General features: G+C 61.3%; 17 protein-coding genes, 1 other RNA gene and 1 pseudogene. 8 read left to right on the plus strand and 11 right to left on the minus strand.

Translation table 11 applies throughout. The features are described from left to right. Window positions 1-14 precede the first annotated feature (14 nt). On the minus strand, window positions 15-845 hold the full coding sequence (locus tag U2H20_RS02045) for an amino acid ABC transporter substrate-binding protein (protein ID WP_430592852.1): 831 nt from the start codon (window positions 843-845) through the stop codon (window positions 15-17). A gap of 62 nt (window positions 846-907) precedes the next feature. Further along, a complete protein-coding gene (locus tag U2H20_RS02050) occupies window positions 908-1,825 on the minus strand; it encodes an ion transporter (protein ID WP_430592853.1) in 918 nt (305 codons plus the stop codon). A 52-nt stretch (window positions 1,826-1,877) separates the two neighbouring features. Between U2H20_RS02050 and U2H20_RS02055 the strand changes: the two genes are divergently transcribed. The 4 genes from U2H20_RS02055 to rnpB all read left to right on the plus strand — a co-directional run bounded on the left by U2H20_RS02055 (window position 1,878) and on the right by rnpB (window position 4,238). Continuing rightward, the gene (locus U2H20_RS02055) at window positions 1,878-2,702 is read left to right on the plus strand and encodes a Nif3-like dinuclear metal center hexameric protein (protein WP_430592854.1); all 825 of its coding nucleotides are present in this window, start codon (window positions 1,878-1,880) and stop codon (window positions 2,700-2,702) included. A 7-nt stretch (window positions 2,703-2,709) separates the two neighbouring features. After that, window positions 2,710-3,450 carry a zinc ribbon domain-containing protein gene (locus U2H20_RS02060; protein WP_430592855.1) on the plus strand — a complete coding sequence of 247 codons (741 nt, stop codon included), beginning with the start codon at window positions 2,710-2,712 and terminating at the stop codon, window positions 3,448-3,450. Continuing rightward, window positions 3,447-3,878 (plus strand): reverse transcriptase-like protein, encoded by a 432-nt coding sequence (locus U2H20_RS02065; protein WP_430592856.1) that lies wholly within the window; start codon window positions 3,447-3,449, stop codon window positions 3,876-3,878. The genes U2H20_RS02060 and U2H20_RS02065 overlap by 4 nt, the downstream gene beginning before the upstream one ends. 14 nt (window positions 3,879-3,892) lie before the next feature. Continuing rightward, window positions 3,893-4,238, plus strand: an RNA gene (gene rnpB / locus U2H20_RS02070) — RNase P RNA component class A. A 45-nt stretch (window positions 4,239-4,283) separates the two neighbouring features. Here the strand turns inward: rnpB and ppgK are convergent. Both ppgK and map read right to left on the minus strand, forming a co-directional pair. Continuing rightward, window positions 4,284-5,030: a polyphosphate--glucose phosphotransferase gene (gene ppgK, locus U2H20_RS02075; protein ID WP_430592857.1), complete on the minus strand. Its 747-nt coding sequence runs from the start codon at window positions 5,028-5,030 to the stop codon at window positions 4,284-4,286. Window positions 5,031-5,110: 80 nt separating this feature from the next. Beyond that, on the minus strand, window positions 5,111-5,983 hold the full coding sequence (map, locus tag U2H20_RS02080; protein WP_430592858.1) for a type I methionyl aminopeptidase: 873 nt from the start codon (window positions 5,981-5,983) through the stop codon (window positions 5,111-5,113). Between the two features lie 38 nt (window positions 5,984-6,021). Here map and U2H20_RS02085 point away from each other — a divergent pair, with 38 nt between their 5' ends. Continuing rightward, window positions 6,022-6,192: an SPOR domain-containing protein gene (locus tag U2H20_RS02085; protein WP_430592859.1), complete on the plus strand. Its 171-nt coding sequence runs from the start codon at window positions 6,022-6,024 to the stop codon at window positions 6,190-6,192. 17 nt (window positions 6,193-6,209) lie between these two features. Here U2H20_RS02085 and panB read toward each other — a convergent pair whose 3' ends face one another. Both panB and U2H20_RS02095 read right to left on the minus strand, forming a co-directional pair. Next, window positions 6,210-7,067: a 3-methyl-2-oxobutanoate hydroxymethyltransferase gene (gene panB, locus U2H20_RS02090; protein ID WP_430592860.1), complete on the minus strand. Its 858-nt coding sequence runs from the start codon at window positions 7,065-7,067 to the stop codon at window positions 6,210-6,212. Between the two features lie 9 nt (window positions 7,068-7,076). Beyond that, window positions 7,077-8,828, minus strand: a complete 1,752-nt coding sequence (locus tag U2H20_RS02095) for an NAD+ synthase (protein ID WP_430592861.1) — start codon at window positions 8,826-8,828, stop codon at window positions 7,077-7,079. A 67-nt stretch (window positions 8,829-8,895) separates the two neighbouring features. On the opposite strand from U2H20_RS02095, the pseudogene U2H20_RS02100 reads away from it, so the two are divergent. Together U2H20_RS02100 and U2H20_RS02105 are read left to right on the plus strand one after the other, a co-directional pair. Beyond that, window positions 8,896-10,232: pseudogene (locus U2H20_RS02100) on the plus strand (glutamine synthetase family protein). Window position 10,233: 1 nt separating this feature from the next. Further along, window positions 10,234-13,194, plus strand: a complete 2,961-nt coding sequence (locus U2H20_RS02105) for a bifunctional [glutamine synthetase] adenylyltransferase/[glutamine synthetase]-adenylyl-L-tyrosine phosphorylase (protein ID WP_430592862.1) — start codon at window positions 10,234-10,236, stop codon at window positions 13,192-13,194. A 3-nt stretch (window positions 13,195-13,197) separates the two neighbouring features. Here U2H20_RS02105 and U2H20_RS02110 read toward each other — a convergent pair whose 3' ends face one another. The 3 genes from U2H20_RS02110 to U2H20_RS02120 all read right to left on the minus strand — a co-directional run bounded on the left by U2H20_RS02110 (window position 13,198) and on the right by U2H20_RS02120 (window position 17,125). Next, the gene (locus U2H20_RS02110) at window positions 13,198-14,694 is read right to left on the minus strand and encodes a CoA-acylating methylmalonate-semialdehyde dehydrogenase (RefSeq protein WP_430592863.1); all 1,497 of its coding nucleotides are present in this window, start codon (window positions 14,692-14,694) and stop codon (window positions 13,198-13,200) included. A 166-nt stretch (window positions 14,695-14,860) separates the two neighbouring features. Further along, on the minus strand, window positions 14,861-16,285 hold the full coding sequence (gene glnA / locus U2H20_RS02115; protein ID WP_430592864.1) for a type I glutamate--ammonia ligase: 1,425 nt from the start codon (window positions 16,283-16,285) through the stop codon (window positions 14,861-14,863). Window positions 16,286-16,423: 138 nt separating this feature from the next. Continuing rightward, a complete protein-coding gene (locus tag U2H20_RS02120) occupies window positions 16,424-17,125 on the minus strand; it encodes a DUF4191 domain-containing protein (RefSeq protein WP_430592865.1) in 702 nt (233 codons plus the stop codon). Between the two features lie 127 nt (window positions 17,126-17,252). On the opposite strand from U2H20_RS02120, the gene U2H20_RS02125 reads away from it, so the two are divergent. Beyond that, window positions 17,253-18,299 carry a hypothetical protein gene (locus tag U2H20_RS02125; protein ID WP_430592866.1) on the plus strand — a complete coding sequence of 349 codons (1,047 nt, stop codon included), beginning with the start codon at window positions 17,253-17,255 and terminating at the stop codon, window positions 18,297-18,299. Window positions 18,300-18,365: 66 nt separating this feature from the next. Here the strand turns inward: U2H20_RS02125 and sucB are convergent, their stop codons facing one another. Then, window positions 18,366-19,799, minus strand: coding sequence for a 2-oxoglutarate dehydrogenase, E2 component, dihydrolipoamide succinyltransferase (gene sucB / locus U2H20_RS02130; RefSeq protein WP_430592867.1), 1,434 nt, complete (start codon window positions 19,797-19,799; stop codon window positions 18,366-18,368). 19 nt (window positions 19,800-19,818) lie between these two features. Beyond that, window positions 19,819-21,192, minus strand: coding sequence for a dihydrolipoyl dehydrogenase (gene lpdA / locus U2H20_RS02135; protein WP_430592868.1), 1,374 nt, complete (start codon window positions 21,190-21,192; stop codon window positions 19,819-19,821). Window positions 21,193-21,201 lie beyond the last annotated feature (9 nt).

Below are 21,201 nucleotides of genomic sequence, written 5' to 3' on the forward strand. Positions count from 1 at the left end.
CGGTACAGCCGAGCCTACGGTGCGACGCTCACATCTGCGTCGAAGTATCGCTCAGAGATTTCCTTGAGGGTGCCATCTGCGGTGAGCTCTTCGAGTGCTTCGTTCACGGCCTCGACGAGCGAGTCGCTGCCCTTCACGAAGGTGAAGGCGTTTTCCGAGACCTCTGCGGTTTCGTCAACGATCTTCAGGCCGGTGTCGCCGCCCTCATTGACTTCGTAGTCGTAGAAGGTCAGTGCATCGTTGATCGTCGCGTCGACACGGCCCTGTCGGAGGAGTTCAACGGCCTGCGCCCATCCTTCGACCGCTTCGACCTGCGCGCCGAATTCACGAGCGACGTCGGCCCAGTTGCTGGTCAGTGACTGGGCACTGGAAACACCCTCGAGTTCCTCGAGCGAGGTGATCGGCGAATCTTCGGTCACGATCAGAACGCCGGGGGAGTAGGTGTACGGGGTGCTGAAGTCGTACGACTCTGCGCGGTCTGGATTGATCGAGACCTGGTTCGCGATGACATCGAAGCGTCCGGAGTCGAGACCAGCGAAAATTGCATCCCACTGCGTCTCCTGGAATTCCACCTCGACACCGAGCTTTTCGGCGACCGCGGTGATGATCTCGACGTCGTATCCGGTCAGATCGCCTGTTCCGCCTTCATGGAACGAGAATGGCGCGTACGTTCCCTCGGTGCCGACCACGAGTTTTCCGTCTGCCTGAACCTGTTCGAGGGTGACACCCTCACCCTGCGCGCCCGATTCGGCGGGCTCGGTTCCGCCGCCGGTGCTGCATGCGCTCAACGTCAGTGCTGCGAGAGCAGCCGTTGCGGCGATCGTCAGGATACGTGGTTTTGCCATGTTCAGGAGGTCCTTGCTGTGCGAAGTCAACGTCACGCGGATTGCGCGTGACGGGTGCAACGCTATTGCTTCGGATTTTCTTCCGCCAAGATGTGTGACGCTTCGTGACGTGCTGGTTCTTGCTGTTGCGCAAAGGATTCGATCGTCTCGCGCAGGCTTGCGATCTCCCGCATCATCTGCTGTTCCACCGGGGTTGGATCACGGTGCTCGTCCTTCTGCCGATCGAGCGCTTCGCAAGTCACCGCGATGAAGAGATTGAGAATCACGAACGTCGAAATCACGCCGTACAGCATCATGAACGGCCAGGCGTACGGTACCTGCTCTTGAAGCGGTGCGACCAACTCGCCCCATCCATCGCCATTGAGCAGCCTGAAGAGCGAGATAGACGTCGCACCGAGATCACCGAAGTGTGCCGGGAGCACTGGGCCGAACAGCATCGTGCACGCTACCGCGAACACGTACATGATCATGACCAGAAGCCCGCCGATTGCGCCGATGCCGGGCACTGCCCGGACGAGGGCGCCAACGACGTTCCTCATCGCTGGAACGCTCGACATGAGCCGGAGTACGCGCAAGACGCGCAGGACGCGCAGGATTCCGGTGCCCTGAGACGCCGGGATCAGCGAGATGATCACGATGATGAGGTCGAACCAGCTCCAGCCGTCTTTGAAGAACTCGCGACCATGTGCGAACAATCGCAGCACGATCTCTACGGTGAAGATGGCGACGATGACGACGTTGCACATCGCGAGGAAACTGACGAGCTCTGGATCGAGGTTCGGGGTCGTTTCGACACCAAGAATGACCGCGTTGATGAGGATGAGAGCAATGATCGATCCTTGAAACATCCGATGCTCGACGAACCGGCGTGTCTTCGCTCGCAGCGAGAGGCGCTCGAAGGGTGCTTCCTGAGGCCCTTGCTCTTTGAGTGAAGAACCAGCGTTTTGGCTCGATTGCAGGCGCGAAGTTTCCGATGGCATAGCAGTATCGTGGCAGACCTTCTCTGCGGATTGCCCCCGTAGAATGGGCGGTATGACAACTCTCGCTCAGGTGCACGCTGCCGTCGAAGAGCTGTGGCCCGCCGCAAGCGCGGAAGATTGGGACGAGGTCGGTCTCGTCGTCGGCAACCCTTCGCAGCAGATCGCCAAGATCCTGCTGACCGTCGACGTGACATCCGCCGTCGTTGCAGAGGCGGTAGCGCAACAGGTCGATTTGATCATCGCGCACCACCCGCTGCTGCTTCGGGGGGTATCGAGTATCGCCGAGACGACCCCGAGAGGTCGGATGCTCGTCTCGCTCGCGAGGAACGAGTGCGCACTGCTCACCGCGCACACGAACGCTGACATCGTCGACAGCGGTACCAGCGGCGGTATTGCGCGCTCGCTCGGCCTCGAAAACGTCCTGCCGATCGAGGAGACATTCACTCGCGACGGCAAAGCGCTCGGTCTTGGTCGAGTCGGCTCCTTGCCGAACGCGATCACGCTCGGTGCATTGGCTCGCGCCCTTGCTGCACTCGCACCGGCAACCGCGACCGGAATTCGCGTCGCCGGCGACTACCAGACGATGGTGCAACGCGTCGCATTGTGCGGTGGAGCCGGGGATTCCCTGCTCAACGCCAATGCAGTTCGCGAAGCAGATGTCTACATCACCAGCGATCTGCGCCATCACCCAGCTTCGGACGCCCGAGAAGCGCACTTGGCTGGCGAGGGTCCAGCACTCATCGACATTTCACACTGGGCAAGCGAATGGTTGTGGCTTTCGAGCGCCGCCGAAGAACTCGCCGCCCAACTTCCAGGAGTCTCCGTGCAGGTCAGTGACCTTCGTACCGACCCTTGGGATTTTCTCGTCCAACAGTAGGAGCACCATGGCAATCACCGCCTCACCAGCCGACCAGCGACGCCTGCTGGATCTGCAAAAGCTCGACACGGAGCGCACTCGGTTCGAGCACCGTGCCAAGAACATGCCGCAGTCCGCAGAGATCGCGACACTCGACGCCTCGCTTGCGATTCTCGACCGCACCGTGCTGGAGCGTTTGGGGGCAAAGGATGATCTTGACGCGGAAATCCGACGAATCGAATCCGATGTCGCCACCGTTGAGGCTCGCATTGTTCGGGACCAGTCACGGCTGACTTCAGGGGCGAGTGCAAAGGACGCGCAGGCGCTCGAGCACGAGATCGTTTCCTTGCAGAAACGACGCGGCGACCTCGAAGACATCCAGCTGACCGTGATGGAGCGGGCTGAAGCAGCCACCGAGGCGCTGGAAGCTGTTCGAGCAGAGGCCGCAACTGCACGCGCGCAACGAGAAACGCTTGCTGCGGCTCGAGACGCAGAGCTCGAAGTACTCAAGGCCGATCTCGCTGAGGTTGCTCGTGAACGTGAGACGATCGCGACCACCATTCCTGAAGATTTGCTGAAGCTCTACGATCGTCAGCGCGAACGCTACGGATTCGGCGCGAGCTTGCTCCGTCGGCGCACTTCCGAGGCATCTGGAGTGGAGCTGACCGCGGCGGAACTCGCGGAAATCGCGCGGACTCCGGCCGAAAGCGTCATCCTTTGCCCGGGTTCCTCCGCAATCCTGGTTCGCACCGAAGAGTCTGGGCTGTGAGTCGCCGGCTGATCGTCGAGGCTGACGGCGGGTCCCGAGGAAATCCAGGGCTCGCAGGCTCCGGTTCGATCGTCATCGACGGAAAGACCGGCGAACTGCTCGCCGAAATTGGAACGTTCATCGGCACTGCGACCAACAACCTCGCCGAGTACCGCGGCATGATCGAGGGCGTTCGCGCGGCGCTGGCGATCGACGCTGATGCCGAAATCGACGTCCGCATGGATTCGAAGCTGGTTGTCGAACAGATGAGCGGGCGCTGGAAGATCAAACACCCCTCGATGGCTGACCTCGCTGCGGAAGCCAGGGAGCTGCTCACGGGCGTCTCGGTTTCGTTCACGTGGATCCCTCGCGCGCAGAACGCTCGGGCGGATGCGGTGGCGAACGAAGTGATGGACTCGCGAGAATCCTTCTTCCGTCAAGGCGGATAGAATTGTCACGCGAACTGGTCGGCTAGGCGACCGCGTCACCTGGGAACAGGTGCCGAGGAACGTCCGGGCTCCGCAGAGCAGGGTGGTGGGTAACACCCACCCGGGGTAACCCGCGAGCAAGTGCAACAGAAAGTAGACCGCCGACTGCAAAGTCGGTCAGGGTGAAACGGTGGTGTAAGAGACCACCAGCGGACCGTGTGAGCGGTTCGGCTAGGTAAACCTCGCCCGGAGCAAGATCAGACAGAAGACCATGAGGCTGCTCGTCTCGTCTTCGGGTAGATCGCTAGAGGAGTGCGGCAACGTACTCTCGAGAGAGATGGTCGCCCACGACAGAACCCGGCGTATCGGCTGGCCAGTTCGCCCCGCCCCTCACCGTTCGGAGAGGGGCGTTCTGCGTCACAGGTGCTAGACGCCGACAGCGAGCGCGGCAGCCCCCATGATTCCTGCATTGTTTCGCAGGGTTGCCGGCACGATTGGCGTCTTGAGGTCGAGCAGTGGCAGGAAGTGCTCTGACGACTTCGAGACTCCGCCTCCGACCACGAACAGATCTGGGCTGAAGATGAACTCGAGGTGCGAGTAGTAGCGCTGCAGGCGCGCTGCCCAGTCCTCCCAGGAGAGTTCTTCTCGTTCGCGAACCCGATTCGATGCACGAGTCTCGGCGTCGTGTCCGTCGAGTTCGAGATGCCCGAGCTCGGCGTTCGGGATGAGGACACCGTTGTAGATCAGTGCTCCGCCGATGCCGGTGCCGAGCGTCGTCAGGATCACAAGGCCCTCTGCGTCCTTGGCGGCGCCGTAGTGATCTTCTGCGAACCCAGCGGCGTCCGCGTCGTTCACAAAATGAATCGCCGATCCGAGGCGCTTCGAGAAGAGTTCCTCTGCGTGCAGGCCGATCCAAGACTTCGAGACGTTTGCTGCGCTGAGTGTCACGCCATTGCGCACGATCGCAGGAAAAGTGATGCCGATGGGGGTGTCTGCGGGGGCATCGAGCGCTTGAACCAGTTCGACGACGACGTCCGCGATGGCTTCTGGCTCGCCGCCCTCGGGAGTCGGACGCTTGATGCGATCACTTAGGAGTTCACCTGCGTCAACGTCGACGATTGCCGCTTTGATCCCGGTTCCGCCGATGTCGACTCCGATGGCTGCTCTGCTCATTGGTTTTCCTCTGCTGTGAGTGGTCGGTGGTTCCGTGTTCGAGCGCTTCGCTCACACGGAATTCTATGAGGTGCTGAACGTTACGCGTTGCTGGGCAGAGTCAAGATCTCGGAACCCTGCTCCGTCACGACGAGTGTGTGCTCGAACTGTGCGGTCCAGCTTCGATCGCTTGTGACCGCTGTCCACTTGTCGCTCCACATCTCCCACTCGTGCGTGCCGAGTGTCAGCATCGGTTCGATCGTGAAGACCATGCCCGGCTGCATGACATCGGTGAACTCGTCGGTGTCGTAATGGGGGATGATGAGCCCCGAGTGGAATGATTCGCCGACGCCGTGCCCAGTGAATGAACGCACCACACCGTATCCAAAGCGTCCCGCGTACGCCTCGATCGTTCTCCCGATCACGTTCACTTCACGGCCCGGCATGACCGCCTTGATGCCCCGCATGAGCGCGGTCTTGGTGCGCTCGACCAGCAGCGCGACCTCTTCGCTGGCATCGCCGACAACGAATGTGGCGTTCGTGTCGCCATGGACTCCGTCGAGGAATGCCGTGATATCGATATTGAGGATGTCGCCGTCTTCGAGGATGGTCGTGTCCGGAATCCCGTGACAGATCACTTCGTTGACGCTCGAGCACAAGGATTTGGGGTAGCCGCGATAGCCGAGCGTCGAGGGGTATGCGCCGTGGGAAACCACGTACTCGTGACCAATCGCGTCGAGGCTGTCTGTCGTCACGCCAGGTTTGATCGCTGCTCCGACGGTCTGGAGAGCGTCGGCTGCCAACTGTGAGGCTCGGCGGATGCGTGCAATCGTCTCAGCGTCGTACACATCACCACCGGTGTGCGGTTTTGGCGCAGGTTTTCCAACGTATTCGGGTCGCTTGATCGATGTTGGAACTTGGCGTGGCTTCGAAAGGGGGCCCGGGGTGAGGTGGCCGTCGGTGTCACGTGGCATAGTGAGAATCCTAGTTGGACTGTGTGAGGAGCATTGCGATGGCCGAGTTCTATTACAACAGCACGAGCGGAGCGGTCGAAGAGGGCAAAGTCTCGCCCGCGACCGAACGCGTTGGGCCATTCGCGACCGCTGAGGAGGCTGCTCGCGCACCAGAGGTCATCGAACAGCGTCGCGCGGCGTGGGCTGAAGAAGAAGCCGAGAACGACTGAAGCTCAGCGGAACCGAATTATTGATACTCGTGTTCGGCGGCCGGGTAGGCGCCTGATCGAACCTCTTCACCGAATTCTCGTGCTGCACTCTCGAGCGTCTGTGCGAGTTGTGCGTACTGTTTGACGAATTTCGGCACTCTACCGCCTGTGAGCCCGGCCCAGTCGGTCCAGACCAGGAGTTGGCCGTCGCAGTGCGGGCCGGCCCCGACCGAGAGCGTCGGAATGTCGAGTTCGGCGGTGACGCGCTGTGCGATCCCCGAGGGCACCATCTCAATGACGACTGCAAACGCCCCGGCTGCTTGAACCGCACGGGCGTCTCTCATCAGCTGCTCCTCACCGGACTCGCCACGACCCTGAATGACGTGTCCGCCCAGGCCGTGCTCCGATTGCGGGGTGTAGCCGATGTGCGCCATCACTGGAATTCCCGCGTCAACGATCGCTTGAATTCGGCTCGCGCTGCGTTCCCCTCCTTCGAGTTTCACAGCGTGCGCACCGGACTCCTTCATGAAGCGCAGCGCGGTGTGCAGGGCTTCTTTGTCGTCGACTTCATAGGAGCCGAACGGCATATCGGCGACGACGAGCGCGCGAGTGGCACCGTGAACGACCGCACGTGTCAGTGGAATGAGTTCATCGACCGTAACCGGAAGCGTCGTGTCGTAGCCGAACACCGTGTTGCCCGCAGAGTCGCCGACCAGTAAGAAGTCGATTCCAGCTCGATCGAAGATTCCTGCGGTCAGGACGTCGTACGAGGTGAGCCCAGTGATCTTGACCCCTTCGGCTTTCGCATTTGCGAAGTGCCGGACACGAACTCGTCTTCTGGGTGGCTCGCTCGCGGACGAGGAACCCGAGCTGTACGGTGCCATTTCTTCAGCCATGAGGAAACTCTATTCTTCGCCGCGAATGTGCGATGGTCGATAGGTGATTGGGAGACGGCGATCACGACCGAAGGCCATGCCGGAGATCTTCGGGCCGATCGCGCCCTGGCGTCGTTTCCATTCGGAGCGATCCACGAGCGAGATGATGTGATCCACATCGGCGTCGGAGTATCCGGCGGCGATGATCTCGTCCCGACCTTCTCGCTGCGAGATGATCCGTTCGAGAATTCCGTCGAGCACTGGATACGGCGGGAGTGAATCCTGATCGACCTGCCCGGGCCTGAGTTCGGCGCTCGGTGGTTTTGCAATGGAGTTCTCAGGAATCGGAGGGACCTGTCCGTGACGTTCCGCGTGCGCGTTTCGCCATTCCGCGAGTTCCCAGACGAGCGTCTTCGGAACGTCCTTGATGCAGGCGTATCCGCCAACGGTGTCGCCGTAGATCGTGGAGTATCCGACCGCGACCTCGGTCTTGTTGCCCGTACTCAGAATGAGATGACCGTGCATATTGGAAAGGCCCATCAAGATGACGCCTCGGACTCTTGCCTGGACGTTCTCCGCTGCGAGCCCGGAGAGTTCAAGCTGCGATTCGATTGGTGCAACCAAGTCTGCGATCGCCTGCGTCTCATAGTGCAGGCCGATTCGCTCAGCCAGATCCTCAGCGTCTGAGCGCGAATGATCAGAGGACCACTGGCTCGGCATCGAGACTCCGTACACGTGCTCGGCACCGATCGCATCGGCCGCGATGATCGCGCACACGGCCGAGTCGATTCCGCCGGAAAGACCGAGCGCGACGGTCTTGAAACCGTTCTTCTGCACGTAGTCGCGGAGCCCGAGCACGAGCGCGTTCCAGATTTGCTCGAGATCGTCCGGGGGAGTAGCCACCCCGGTGAGCACGTCGAGGTCGTGCCTCTCGCGCGGTTCGGTATCGATGGTGATCACCGAGACCGAATCCTGGATCTCTTCCAGCGGGCCCGGTGTAATGGCGAGGTCTGTGATGAGCAGCGATTCTGAGAATTGCGGAGCTCGCGCTAGGACGGTTCCGTCTGGATCAACCACGACGCTGTCGCCATCGAAGACGAGGTCGTCTTGGCCGCCAACGATGTTGACATAGGCGACGTAGCTCTTGGTTTCTCGAGCGCGTCGCGCGACGAGCGGGAGCCGCACATCGTCCTTGTCACGTTCGAAGGGCGAAGCGTTGATCGTGAGCAGTACTTCCGCGCCAGCATCGAGTACCCGCGACACTGGGCCTCCCTCACGCCACAGATCCTCGCAAATCACGAGCGCGATATCGACTCCATTGAGTCGGACTACCAGGAGCTCGTCGCCGGGAATGAAGATCCTGTACTCATCGAACACCGAATAGTTCGGCAGGTGGTGCTTCGTGTAGGTGCCGAGGATTGCTCCCCGGTGCAGGACACTCGCACTGTTGGTCGCGATTGCGGTCGGCGCATTCGAGGTGCCGAGCAGGCGAGGCTCGAAGGGGCCGTCCGGGTGTCCGACGACGATCGGCATTTCGCCCATTCCCTCCTCATCGAGGGTCTTCGCAAGTGCGACGAGCTCCGCTCGGCTCGCGGCAAGAAAGTTTGGTCGAGCGGCGAGATCTTCGATGGGATACCCGCTCAACGCCATCTCGCCGACCGCGAAGAGGTCGGCTCCCGCGGCGAACGCTTTACGCGCAGCAGCAAGAGTCTGTGCGCTGTTCCCGCGGAGGTCACCAACGGTTGGATTTGTCTGGCCAAGAGCGAGTCGAATGGACGCCATGCCGATAGCCTAGAGGCGAACACAGGCAGAGAGTTTGCCTGACCGGCGTTTGAGCAAAGAGGTGGCAATGGACAAGCAGCGTGACTTCGTACTTCGGACTATTGAAGAGCGAGGCGTGAAGTTTGTTCGCCTCTGGTTCACCGATGTGCTCGGAACGCTGAAGTCGGTTGCGATCGCGCCAGCGGAAGTCGAGGGGGCGTTCACCGAGGGCCTTGGAATCGACGGTTCCGCGGTTGAGGGCTTGTCACGTTCGTTCGAGGCGGATGTGCTCGCGAAGGCCGACCCCTCGACATTCCAGATCCTGCCCTGGCGAGGAGACGTCGACCCGACGGCTCGCATGTTCTGCGACATTTCGACCCCGGACGGACAACCGGCAGCTGCCGATCCCCGCAACGTTCTGAAGCGAGCGCTTGCGAAGGCCGCCGACCTCGGATTCTCCTTCTACACGCATCCGGAGATCGAGTTCTACCTGCTGAAGCCGGAGAGTGTCGCGAACGGTTCGCCGGAACCGGTCGATACCGCCGGCTACTTCGACAACGTGCCGGGGGTACGGCACATGACTTCCGCCGCTCAAGTGTGCGCATGCTCGAGGACCTCGGGATCTCCGTCGAGTTCAGCCATCATGAATCCGGCCCGGGGCAGAACGAGATCGATCTCCGCTACGCAGACGCATTGACGACAGCGGACAACATCATGACCTTCCGCACCGTGGTCAAAGAGGTCGCGATTGAGGAGGGCGTGTACGCCACCTTCATGCCGAAGCCGTTCGCGAAGCACCCGGGAAGCGGAATGCACACGCACATGTCGCTCTTCCAGGGCGACCAGAATGCCTTCTTCGAAGCGGGTGCGAAGTATCAGCTCTCGAAGATCGGCCGCCAGTTCGTGGCAGGACTGCTCCGGCACGCACCGGAATTCACCGCCATCACGAACCAGTTCGTGAATTCCTACAAGCGTCTCTGGGGCGGCGACGAGGCACCGAGCTGGATCTGCTGGGGTCACAACAACCGATCCGCCCTCGTGCGGGTTCCGTTCTATAAGCCGGGCAAGGGGCAGAGCGCTCGCGTCGAATATCGCGGTATCGACAGCGCAGCAAATCCATACCTCGCGTATGCGCTCATGTTGACGGCCGGGCTGAAGGGCATCGAAGAAGAATACGAGCTCCCAGCAGAGGCTGAAGATGAGGTGTGGTCGCTCACCGATCACGAGCGCAAGGCACTCGGATACACGCCATTGCCAGCAAGCCTCGATCGAGCATTGAGCGTGATGGAAGAATCGGAACTCGTCGCGGAGACGCTCGGCGAACAGGTCTTCAGTTTCGTGCTCCGAAACAAGCGCGAGGATTGGCGACGCTACCGCGCGCAGGTCACCCAGTACGAGCTCGAGGCAAACCTCAGGCTTCTGTGACATGGCTCGGATCGAGTCCGCACGGTCGAAGTTAGTCAGGCTCGGGTTCTTCTCGCCGAGCGAATCGGAGGCCATCGCGCAAGAGGTGGCGGAGATCCTCGGCCCGGAATCGCTCGAAGTCTTCCGGGTCGCGGCTGATCCGGACAGTGCACTCGCGCTGGTCGCGCGGATGCTCCGATCCCGTGATGAAGTCCCTGCGATCTTTCGACGACCGGAATCGTGCAGAGCGCTCGTTCGAGTGCTCGGCGCGTCGCGGGGACTCGGCGAGGTGCTGTTGCAGCATCCCGAGTTTCTGTCGGAAGTTGAAGACGCCAAAACCCTCCCGAGCGGTTCGGAGATCACGGCTGCCTTGCTCAAAGCCGTGGGCGCTACAGACGGCTTTGCAACCGTGGATCGGCCGCTTGCCATTCAACGATTCCGGGCGGAGTATCGACGGCTCCTGATTCGAGTTGCCACCATTGATTTGCACGATGATGAACCGTGGGAAATTCTTCCTCGCGTTGCTCAGGCGCTCTCGGACCTCGCCGACGCGGCGCTCGAAGCGTCACTCGCGATTGCTCGCTCAACAGCGGCCGAGCGGTTTCCTCGTGAGGAAGTCAGCCGCACGAAATTTGCGATCATCGCGATGGGAAAACTCGGCGCTCAAGAGCTGAACTACATCAGCGACGTCGACGTGATCTGGGTGCACGAGGCCGACGAGATCGAAGACAACCGCGCGGGACAGATCGCGACGCTACTCGCAAAGGAGACGTCGCTCGGATGCATGGAGATCTCTCGTGAACCTGCACTGTGGGAGGTCGACGCGAATCTTCGACCGGAGGGCAAAGACGGCGCCCTCACGCGCACCCTCCCTTCGCACTTGGCCTATTACGACCGGTGGGCAAAGTCGTGGGAGTTCCAGGCACTGCTGAAAGCACGAGCCGCAGCTGGAGACGCCTCGCTTGGCAAGAGGTACGAGGAATCCGTTCGATCACTCGTCTGGAAGTCGTCGAGCCGTGACGGTTTTGTGGAGTCCGTGCAGCGCATGCGAGAGCGCGTCACAGAGAACATTGCGAGAGAGTCGGTCGAGCGCCAACTCAAGCTCGGTCCGGGTGGACTTCGCGATATTGAGTTCACGATTCAGCTCCTGCAGCTCGTGCACGGTGCCGCCGATGCGGAGGTCCAGCAGCGCGCAACCCTCGAAGCGTTACCGGCACTCGCTGATCGCGGATACGTCGGGCGCGCTGAGGCGAGCGACTTCGCCGCCGACTACAAAGTGCTCCGAGTGCTCGAGCACCGTGTACAACTCGTGCGAATGCAACGAACGCATCTGATGCCGGTCGACGATGAGGCGCTCCGCGCGCTCGCTCGTTCCAGCCGACTCGCGAGTACGAGCAACGAGCTCCGCGACACCTGGACCAAGGTGAAGCGGCGCGTTCGCACGCTGCACGAGCGTCTCTTCTATCGCCCATTGCTTGCGACCGTTGCCTCTCTGCCGGAAGGCGGCACGCAGCTCACGAGCGAACAAGCGGCGGCGCGATTGAGCGCTTCCGGATTCGTCGATGCGAAGGGTGCCCTCGCACACATCGCGGATCTCACCGCCGGAGTGAGCCGTCGCGCGCAGATTCAGCGGCTGCTCCTCCCGGTGCTCCTCGAATGGCTCGCGGAGGGTCCCGATCCTGACACGGGGCTGCTCGCGTTCCGGCGATTGAGCGCGACGCTCGGCGGCACTCCCTGGTACCTGAGGATGCTGCGAGATTCGGCCCTGGCCGGAGAGCGCCTCATGACCGTGCTCTCCTCGTCGAAGTACGCGTCGAATTTACTCGAAGTGGTCCCGGAATCAGTGCGTTGGCTGGACGACGAGGATGCCATGCGTGGTCGCAGCGCCTCCGCACTCGACGGCGAGGTCGATGCGCTCGTTGCTCGCTCGGCTGGCGACTCGAAAGCCTTCGTCAAGGGTCTTCGAGCGTTTCGGCGCAGAGAAATCCTCCGAGCGTCGCTCGCTAGCGTGCTCATGATCGAGAACGTGTTCGAAACCGGCGCATCGCTCACACAGATCGCCCGCGCAACGCTCCGAGCCGCAGTCCGATTCGAACACTCATCTGCTCGTGATGGATTCGAGTTCGCGATCATCACGATGGGGCGAACCGGCGGGTCTGAAATCGGGTTCGGCAGCGATGTCGACGTCATGTATGTCTGTCGACCGCTCGATGGCGAGAGCAATGCGACCCAAAAGGCGCTGTCGCTCATCGCTCGAATCAACGAGTTGACGGCCGACCCCCGTTTGCCGTTTGTCGTCGATGCCGGGCTTCGCCCCGAAGGCAAGAACGGGCCGATGGTTCGAACCTTGCAGAGCTATGCGGCCTATTACGAACGTTGGTCGCTGACGTGGGAATCTCAGGCCCTGCTTCGAGCCCGCCCGTACGTCGGGGATCAGGCTCTGCTCGATGACTTCGTCGAATTGATTGATCGCTCGAGATACCAGGCAGAGTTCCCTCAGGACGGCATCCGTGAAGTCCGTCGGATCAAGGCGCGTGTCGAGGCGGAACGTCTCCCGCAGGGCACTGACCGCACACGTCACGTCAAGCTCGGTGTCGGCTCGCTCAGCGATGTCGAATGGCTGGTACAGCTGTTCCAACTCGTCTACGCAGCCCGCTATCCCGCATTGCAGACCACCGGCACGGTCGATGCCTTGCATGAGCTCGTCAATGTGGGTCTACTCGAGCCGGACGAATGCGAAACACTCGAGCGGTCGTGGGTGCTTTCCTCACGAATCCGCAACGCGCTCACGCTCGTGGGGGCGCGGACCAGTGATGTGCTTCCGACGGTGAGAGAACCGCTCGAACTCGTTTCACGTTTGCTCGGCCGAGGCCCCGGGCTCGCGACCGAACTCGAGGAGGAGTATCTGCAGGCGACGCGGCTTGCTCGACGCGTCTTCGAAAAGCACTTCTACGACTCCGCTGCAGTGACAGAATCCGAGTAACGCTCAGGCGCTGTTCGTCGGAAAGCCCATGGTGATCTGACTTTCACTCGGTTCTGGCCAGCGAGTACTCACGATCTTTCGTCGGGTGTAGAAATTGAAGCTCTCGGGCCCGTACATGTGTGTGTCGCCGAAGAGCGAATTCTTCCAACCGCCGAAGGAAAACGCTCCGACCGGCACAGGGATCGGCACGTTGATTCCGACCATGCCGACCTCGATGTCATTGCTGAAGCTTCGCGCTGTTTTGCCGTCTCGTGTGAACAGGGCGGTCCCATTGGCGAAGGGGTTCGCATTGATGAGGGCAACCGCGCTCGCATAATCAGGCACATGCACGATTGAGAGCACAGGGCCGAAGATTTCTTCGTCGTACACTCGCATGCCGGGTTGGACGTGATCAACGAGCGACGGTCCGATGAAATACCCGGCCTCGGGCAACTTCGCGGACCGGCCATCAACAACGAGCTCGGCTCCGACTTCTTCAGCGGAATCGAGGAACCCCTGCACACGCCGGAGCGCGTCCGCCGAGATCAATGGGCCCATGTCGCTTTCGGTGTCACTGCCCTTGCCGATACGGAGGGAACGTGCTCGTTCGGCGACGAGCGGGATGAGCTGCTCGCCGATGCCGCCGACGACGACGAGCACGGAAATCGCCATACAGCGCTCTCCGGCCGAGCCGAACGCTGCAGACACCGCTGCATCGGCCGCCATACCCAGATCAGCATCAGGCATCACGATCATGTGGTTCTTGGCGCCGCCGAGCGCTTGAACCCGCTTGCCGTGTGCCGCTGCGTTCGCATAGATGGACTTCGCAACCGGGGTCGATCCGACGAATGAGATCGCAGCGACATCCGGATGCTCGATCAGCGCGTCGACAGCGGTTTTATCGCCATGAACGACGTTCAAAACACCAGCGGGCAGTCCAGCCTCCTCGAAGGCGTCGACCAGCCACAGCGCCGCCGAGGGGTCGCGCTCTGAGGGTTTCAGAATGACTGCGTTGCCGGCAGCGAGCGCCGTGGTGACCATCCAGAGCGGCACCATCGCCGGGAAATTGAACGGCGTGACGCACGCGACGACGCCGAGCGCTTGCCGGAGCTGGTGCACGTCGATCCCGGTCGACACCTGGCTCGCGAAGTCACCTTTCAAGTGATGCATCAGTCCAGCGCAGAATTCCACGTTCTCGATTCCGCGCGTGACCTCACCGAGCGCGTCGTCGATGGTCTTCCCGTGTTCGCGCGAGATCACGGTCGCCAGCTCGGTCGCGCGGCTCGTGAGAATTTCGCGCAGGTGGAAGAACACGGCCGAGCGCTTGGCGAGTCCGGTTCGAGCCCAGTCGCGTTGTGCGTTCGAGGCGATCTGCACCGCGGAGGCGATCTGCACGGCATCGGCGAGGGCGACTTCTGCCTGCACAGTGCCGAGGCTCGGGTCGAAGACGGGGCTCGTCGCAGCCGCTTCCTGTACTCGTTTTCCGCCGATGTGGTGTGGTATCCGGTTCGCTTGCGCCATCGCTCGTTGCCTTCCATTCGGGGCGGCCACACTGCCGCACCCTCATGCTACTGAGAACCGATCAGGCGTTGCACGGTGCAATTTCTTCGACCCAGCGGGCAAGAAGAAGGGGCCGCATCCCCCAAGAGATGCGGCCCCAGTCGTTGATCCGAGTTCGTGATTCGGCTTAGACGCCGTAGTAAAGCTCGAACTCGAACGGGTGTGGGCGCTGTGCCATTGGCAGGATCTCGTTTTCACGCTTGTAGGCGATCCAGTTCGAGATGAGGTCCGGCGTGAAGACGCCACCCTCGAGCAGGAACTCGTGATCGGCTTCGAGAGCGTCGAGCGCGCCGTCGAGCGAACCAGGAACCTGTGGGATGCCCTTTGCTTCCTCTGGTGGCAGCTCGTAAAGGTCCTTGTCAACCGGCTCGTGCGGCTCGATACGGTTCTTGATGCCGTCGAGTCCAGCCATGAGCTGTGCAGCGAATGCGAGGTACGGGTTTCCAGAAGCGTCTGGCGCACGGAACTCGACGCGCTTGGCCTTCGGGTTCGTGCCAGTGATCGGGATACGGATCGCCGCAGAGCGGTTTCCAGCCGAGTACACCAGGTTGACGGGAGCCTCGAAGCCCTTGACGAGGCGGCGGTAGGAGTTGATCGTCGGGTTGGTGAACGCGAGCACCGCTGGAGCGTGCTTGAGGAGTCCACCGATGTACCAACGAGCGACATCGCTCAGTCCGCCGTAGCCGTTCTCGTCATAGAAGAGCGGTTCGCCGTCGTTCCAGAGCGACTGGTGCGTGTGCATACCCGAACCATTGTCACCGAAGAGCGGCTTCGGCATGAAGGTTGCGGTCATGCCCCATTCGTCGGCGGTGTTCTTGACGATGTACTTGAACTTCAAGATGTCGTCGGCCGCGTTCACCATCGTGTTGAAACGGTAGTTGATCTCAGCCTGGCCGCCGGTGCCGACTTCGTGGTGCGAGCGTTCGAGGATGAGGCCGGCGTCGCTGAGCTTCAGGCAGATTTCGTCGCGGAGGTCAGCCTGCTTGTCGACCGGGGAGACAGGGAAGTAGCCACCCTTGTACGGCGTCTTGTTTCCGAGGTTTCCGCCTTCTTCGTCGCGGCCCGTGTTCCAGGAGCCCTCGAGCGAGTCGACAGAATAGAAGCTCGTGTTCTGCTTCACGTCGTAACGAACCTCGTCGAAGAGGTAGAACTCTGCTTCGGGTGCGAAGAACGCAGTGTCGGCGATTCCAGTCGAGGCGAGGAACTGCTCGGCCTTCTTCGCAACCTGACGGGGGTCACGGTGGTAGATCTCACCCGTGCGCGGGTTGTAAATGTCGAACACCATGATGAGCGTCCGCGCCGTACGGAACGGGTCGATGTACGCCGTGGTGACGTCTGGAATCAGCTGCAGGTCTGATTCGTTGATCGTTGCAAACCCGCGAATCGAGGAGCCGTCAAAGAGTTGACCAACGGTGAAGAATTCTTCATCGACTGTCGACGCTGGAATGTTGAAGTGCTGCTGCACTCCGGGGAGATCCGTGAAACGGATGTCGAGGAAGGCGACCTCGGTGTCTTTAATGAACGCGAGAACCTCGCTGGAATCCTTGAACATTTTGCTCCTGGGGTTGGGGGATTCTTGGGGGAATGGGGCCGTGGCCCTCCCTCAAGCCTAGGAGATGGCTATTGCTCTGGAGTGTCTCGAATGTTTCGTTGGCGTTACACGAGAGACGAATTCAAGGAAATCTGGTGCTCAGCGCGGCTTGCCTGCGCGAAGTTTCGTGGGATCGACTCCCTTTGGAATTGGCACGGCCATTCCTCCGAGCGAGGTGAGGCGGTTGGAAACCGCTGCAACCTCTGGGCGTGTCAACGTCTTCTTGAACTTCTTCATCGACTTCGTGAGGTTCGCGAGGCGGATGGCTTCTTCGTCCGGTCCTACCCAGATGATGTGAATCGGAACGTTCGGAACGATTCGCTTTACCTTGCGCTGTTCGTCGGTGACGAGCTTCGTCACGCGCGACTTCGGGCCTTCACCGATCAAGATGACGCCCGCACGACCGACTGCACGGTAAACCGCATCGCGGGTCTTTCCGCTGACCGCGACCGGCATTTCGCTGGTCTGCCATGAGCCGCGAAGTCCGTCTTTCAGGATCGCTCCGACGGCCCCCTGACGACCTTCGATTTGACGGTAAGCGACCTTTTCAGCGCGTCGGGTCAGGATCGAGAGAGCGACCATGAGACCGACGAGCACGCCGGAGATCACCCAGAGAATCGTGAAGAGAATATCGGCGCCCGAGACGAAAATCGCGAGCAAAACCGCGATCACGATGGGCAGCAGGAAGCCGCCAATCATCAACCAGAGTGCTGCCGGGTCTTCCTTCCGAGTCATCTGGAAGACCTGCCAAGTCGTCTTCAAACGACCGGGACCTTTATTCTTCTTCTCTTTCCGCGCCATGGTCAATATCGTACCGGTTCCGGGAACCCGGTTTGGTCGGATCGGTCGGCGACTCCACACCCTAGGGAGGCTCCACAGGACGCGTGTCCTCGGTCGTTGTGTTCGAGGATCATCGGATGCTTCGGCCATGACGCAGCAAACATTCCCTCGAACACTCGTGGCGCGGCGCGATCCGGTTCGTGCAGAAGAACGGATCGCGGGGTATCGGATTCTACGGTGGCGATCGACTTCGACCGCGGTGGTCGAGGTGAACGGTGAACCTGCAGAACTACAGCTCTATACCGCTCGAAGTTTCAGCGAGGGTCAAGCGCCGAGTGCGGGAGCAGGGAACGATGGGCAGGATCGCGATCTCGGCCTCACACTGCCCGAAGACGACCTGCTCGAACTCGATCACCGCCTTCATTCCATGTCCATGCTCACCACTCGCCACGTTCGAGCGGTCATCGATTGTGCTCGGGTGCACGCTGGCGTCGTCGTCGTTGTTCGCGGCGGTACGGCGTTGAGCGAGTGGCTCACACCGCATCATTCGCTCCGGCTCGGCGAACTCATCACGATTCTCGCGCCAATTACCGCGACCCTTTCGAGAGCGCACAATGTGGGGATCGCGGGAATTGCGCTGACAATCGGCGACATCACGATCGATGCTGAGGGAGCGCCAATGCTCAGTTTTCGAGGTGCTCGGCAACGTACCGAGCGAAGTACACCCGCCTGGCGAGCGAGCAATACCTGGGTGCATGCCGATCGTCGAGCGATGCTCGCTCTCGCGGAGCAACTGTTTGAATGCACGCTCAGCGCGGACACCGCTGAGGCGAAGGCTCGATTCTTTGCGAATGTCGTCGATGATTCTGTCCCCATCGACCGTTTTGAGTCGTTCCTGCTCGAACTCGGCGACGCGCTGCCCCTGTCGAGTGCGCCTACTCCGGCAACACCAAAGATTCCCAACACTCGCAGAAGCCGACGAATCTCAAGCATCGCGGCTGAGGAGTCCCGACATGAAGTCGCGAGGAGGTCGTTTGGCTGGCTACGACCGGTTCCATCATTCCCGCCAGCAAAAGAGGTGGCGAGTGCCTTGCTCTTCGAATTACGCCGAGTGCGCCGACCGGTCTGGCTGCTCGCCGCAAGCGCTGCTGTGAGCGCCGCGTGCGTTGCGGTTGTCCTTCCCGCGATCTCGTGAAGCTTTCGCGATCAACAGAAAAAGGGCCCCGGCCAAAAACCGGGACCCTTTTTCAACGAGAGTTTGCTACAGACCGAGGTCGCCTTCGAACGCGCCGCCTTCGAGGCGCTCCTTGACCTGGCCGAGGTAGCGAGCAGCGTCCGCACCGTCGATGATCCGGTGGTCGTAGCTCAGAGCGAGGTAGACCATGGAACGAACAGCGATCGCGTCAACGCCACCGGCCGAGACCACTACGGGCTTCTTCTGCACGACACCAACACCAAGGATCGCGAGCTGCGGAAGGAAGACGATCGGGGTGTCGAAGAGTGCACCACGCGAACCCGTGTTCGTCAGGGTGAACGTTCCACCGGAAAGCTCGTCGGGGCCGAGCTTGTTGTCGCGTGCACGGTTCGCGAGATCTGCGATCTGCTCTGCGTATCCACGGATGTCCAGTTCGCCTGCGCCCTTGACCACTGGAGTCAGGAGGCCACGCGGAGCGTCAACGGCGATCGAGAGGTTCTCGGTTTCTGGGTACGTGATCTTGTCGTCCTCGACGGTCGCATTCAGACGTGGGTACGTCTTCAGCGCCTCGACGGCGGCAAGCGCGAAGAACGGCAGGAAGCTGAGCTTCTGGCCGGTCTTTTCGAGGAACTCGTCCTTGACGCGGGTGCGCAGTTCAGCGATCTTCGTGACATCGACCTCAACCACGGTCGTGAGCTGTGCAGTTGCCTGCATCGACTCGACTGCGCGCTTCGCGATCACCTTGCGGAGACGCGAGAGTGGCTCGGTCGTTCCGCGAAGTTCCGAAACCTCGACGGTCGGCTTCGATGCTGCCGTCGAACCCGCACTCGACTTCGGAGCGGATTCTGCAGCTGCGAGTACGTCTTCCTTACGGATACGCCCACCGACACCGGTGCCCGAGATCGAGGCGAGATCAACGCCGCGCTCGTTCGCGAGCTTGCGAACGATTGGCGTCACGTAGACCGGGCCGTCCGACGAGCGCGGAGCAGACGGGGCAGCGGGTGCCGAGGGTGCCTTCGGTGCTGAGGCTGCCGGAGCCGGAGCAGGAGCAGCAGCTGGTGCGGCCTCTTCGTCCTTCGCCTCTGCGGTTTCGTCAGCGGCAGGTGCGTCCTTTGCGGGCTCTTCCTGTTCCGGGGATGGCTCCTCCTGAACGGGAGCGTCGGCAGCTGGTGCGTCGTCGCTCGGCGCCTCGGTCTCCTGCGATTCGGCAGCCGGAGCTGCTTCTTCGCTCTCGTCTGCATCGCTGTCGCCACCGCTTGCACCGCTGCCATCTCCGACGCGCGCAAGCACTGTCCCAACCTCGATGGTCTCGTCTTCCTGAACGAGAATCTCTTCGAGGACACCCTCAAATGGCGAGGGAACTTCTGTGTCGACCTTGTCGGTCGAGACTTCGACGATTGGTTCGTCGACCGCGACCGTGTCACCAACCTGCTTCAGCCAGCGTGTGACGGTACCTTCCGTGACGCTTTCACCCAGCGCCGGGAGTGTGATTTCACTCATGTGTCGTTCCTAACGATCTCTAAGGGGTGTGGAGCGGCTTGCCGGCGAGCTTCAGGAACGCCTCACCAAGTGCTTCGTTTTGAGTTGGGTGCGCGTGGACCAGGGGCGCGATGTCGTCAGGGTGTGCTTCCCACCCGACGATGAGCTGTGCTTCACCGATCAGTTCGCCAACGCGAGCACCGATCATGTGGACACCGACAACGGGGCCGTCCTTGACTCGAACTGCCTTGACCGAACCAGCGGTACCGAGGATGCTCGATTTGCCGTTTCCAGCGAGGTTGTACTCGAACGCCTCGATCTGATCCTCACCGAAGTGCTCTTTGGCCTTCAGTTCGCTGTAACCAACCGACGCGACCTCTGGGTCGCAGTAGGTGATCTTCGGGATGTTGATGTCCGGGATGACCTGGGGCTCGAGGCCTGCGATCTCCTCAGCGATAAAGATGCCGTGCTGGAAGCTGCGGTGGGCGAGCTGGAGCCCTGGAGTGATGTCGCCGATCGCGTACACGCCTGGAACGTTCGTGTGGAGGCGCTCGTTGACGAGCACGAATCCACGGTCCATCTCGATACCGGCGTCCTCGAAACCGAGGTCTGCGGTCGAGGGGCCGCGGCCGACTGCAACGAGCAGCAGATCGGCGTCAATGGTTTCTCCACCTTCGAGGGTGACCTGTACACCTTCGTCGCTCTGCGTCACGCCCTGGAAACGGACGCCGAGCTTGAACTCGATGCCGCGCTTCTTGTATGCGCGCTCAAGCTGCTTCGAGACGCTCTCTTCTTCGTTCGGAACCAGGTGCGGTAGGCCCTCGATGATCGTGACCTCGGCGCCGAAAGACTTCCAAACGCTTGCGAACTCAACTCCGATGACACCGCCACCGAGCACTGCGACACGACGTGGAATCCAGTCGAGTTGCAGGGCCTGCTCGCTCGTGATGACACGGCCCTCGATCGTCAGACCTGGAAGCGTGCGCGAGTACGAACCGGTCGCGAGCACGATGTTCTTTCCGGTGATGGTGTCGTCGCCCACCTGAACGGTCGTCGGCGAAGTCAGTTTTCCTTCGCCGGCGATGACGGTGATGCCCTTCGACTTCACGAGGCCCTGGAGGCCCTTGTACTTGCCATCGACGAGCTTCGAGCGGAATTCGTTGACCGCTTCGATGTCGACGCCGTGCAGGTCTGCGTGCACTCCGTACTTCGCTGCTTCGCGCGTCACGTCAGCAACCTCTGCTGAGTGCAGCATTGCCTTAGTCGGGATGCAGCCTCGGTGGAGGCAGGTGCCGCCGAGCTTGTCTTTCTCGATGAGAGCGACGCTCTGTCCGAGCTGGGTCGCGCGCAGGGCGGCTGCGTAGCCACCGCTGCCGCCACCAAGGACGACGAGGTCGAAGTTCTGGTCTGTCACGCAGATGCT

Origin of the sequence: Humidisolicoccus flavus (assembly GCF_045689595.1) — a bacterium.
Classification (GTDB): domain Bacteria; phylum Actinomycetota; class Actinomycetes; order Actinomycetales; family Microbacteriaceae; genus Humidisolicoccus; species Humidisolicoccus flavus.

Bases quoted from the DNA above. Each gene is read 5' to 3' on its own strand.
- map (WP_430592858.1), bottom strand. From the start codon at position 5,983: ATGCCACGTGACACCGACGGCCACCTCACCCCGGGCCCCCTTTCGAAG.
- U2H20_RS02045 (WP_430592852.1), bottom strand. From the start codon at position 845: ATGGCAAAACCACGTATCCTGACGATCGCCGCAACGGCTGCTCTCGCA.
- U2H20_RS02110 (WP_430592863.1), bottom strand. From the start codon at position 14,694: ATGGCGCAAGCGAACCGGATACCACACCACATCGGCGGAAAACGAGTA.
- ppgK (WP_430592857.1), bottom strand. From the start codon at position 5,030: ATGAGCAGAGCAGCCATCGGAGTCGACATCGGCGGAACCGGGATCAAA.
- glnA (WP_430592864.1), bottom strand. From the start codon at position 16,285: ATGTTCAAGGATTCCAGCGAGGTTCTCGCGTTCATTAAAGACACCGAG.
- U2H20_RS02105 (WP_430592862.1), top strand. From the start codon at position 10,234: ATGGCTCGGATCGAGTCCGCACGGTCGAAGTTAGTCAGGCTCGGGTTC.
- U2H20_RS02120 (WP_430592865.1), bottom strand. From the start codon at position 17,125: ATGGCGCGGAAAGAGAAGAAGAATAAAGGTCCCGGTCGTTTGAAGACG.
- U2H20_RS02060 (WP_430592855.1), top strand. From the start codon at position 2,710: ATGGCAATCACCGCCTCACCAGCCGACCAGCGACGCCTGCTGGATCTG.
- sucB (WP_430592867.1), bottom strand. From the start codon at position 19,799: ATGAGTGAAATCACACTCCCGGCGCTGGGTGAAAGCGTCACGGAAGGT.
- U2H20_RS02055 (WP_430592854.1), top strand. From the start codon at position 1,878: ATGACAACTCTCGCTCAGGTGCACGCTGCCGTCGAAGAGCTGTGGCCC.
- U2H20_RS02085 (WP_430592859.1), top strand. From the start codon at position 6,022: ATGGCCGAGTTCTATTACAACAGCACGAGCGGAGCGGTCGAAGAGGGC.
- U2H20_RS02050 (WP_430592853.1), bottom strand. From the start codon at position 1,825: ATGCCATCGGAAACTTCGCGCCTGCAATCGAGCCAAAACGCTGGTTCT.
- U2H20_RS02095 (WP_430592861.1), bottom strand. From the start codon at position 8,828: ATGGCGTCCATTCGACTCGCTCTTGGCCAGACAAATCCAACCGTTGGT.
- panB (WP_430592860.1), bottom strand. From the start codon at position 7,067: ATGGCTGAAGAAATGGCACCGTACAGCTCGGGTTCCTCGTCCGCGAGC.
- U2H20_RS02125 (WP_430592866.1), top strand. From the start codon at position 17,253: ATGACGCAGCAAACATTCCCTCGAACACTCGTGGCGCGGCGCGATCCG.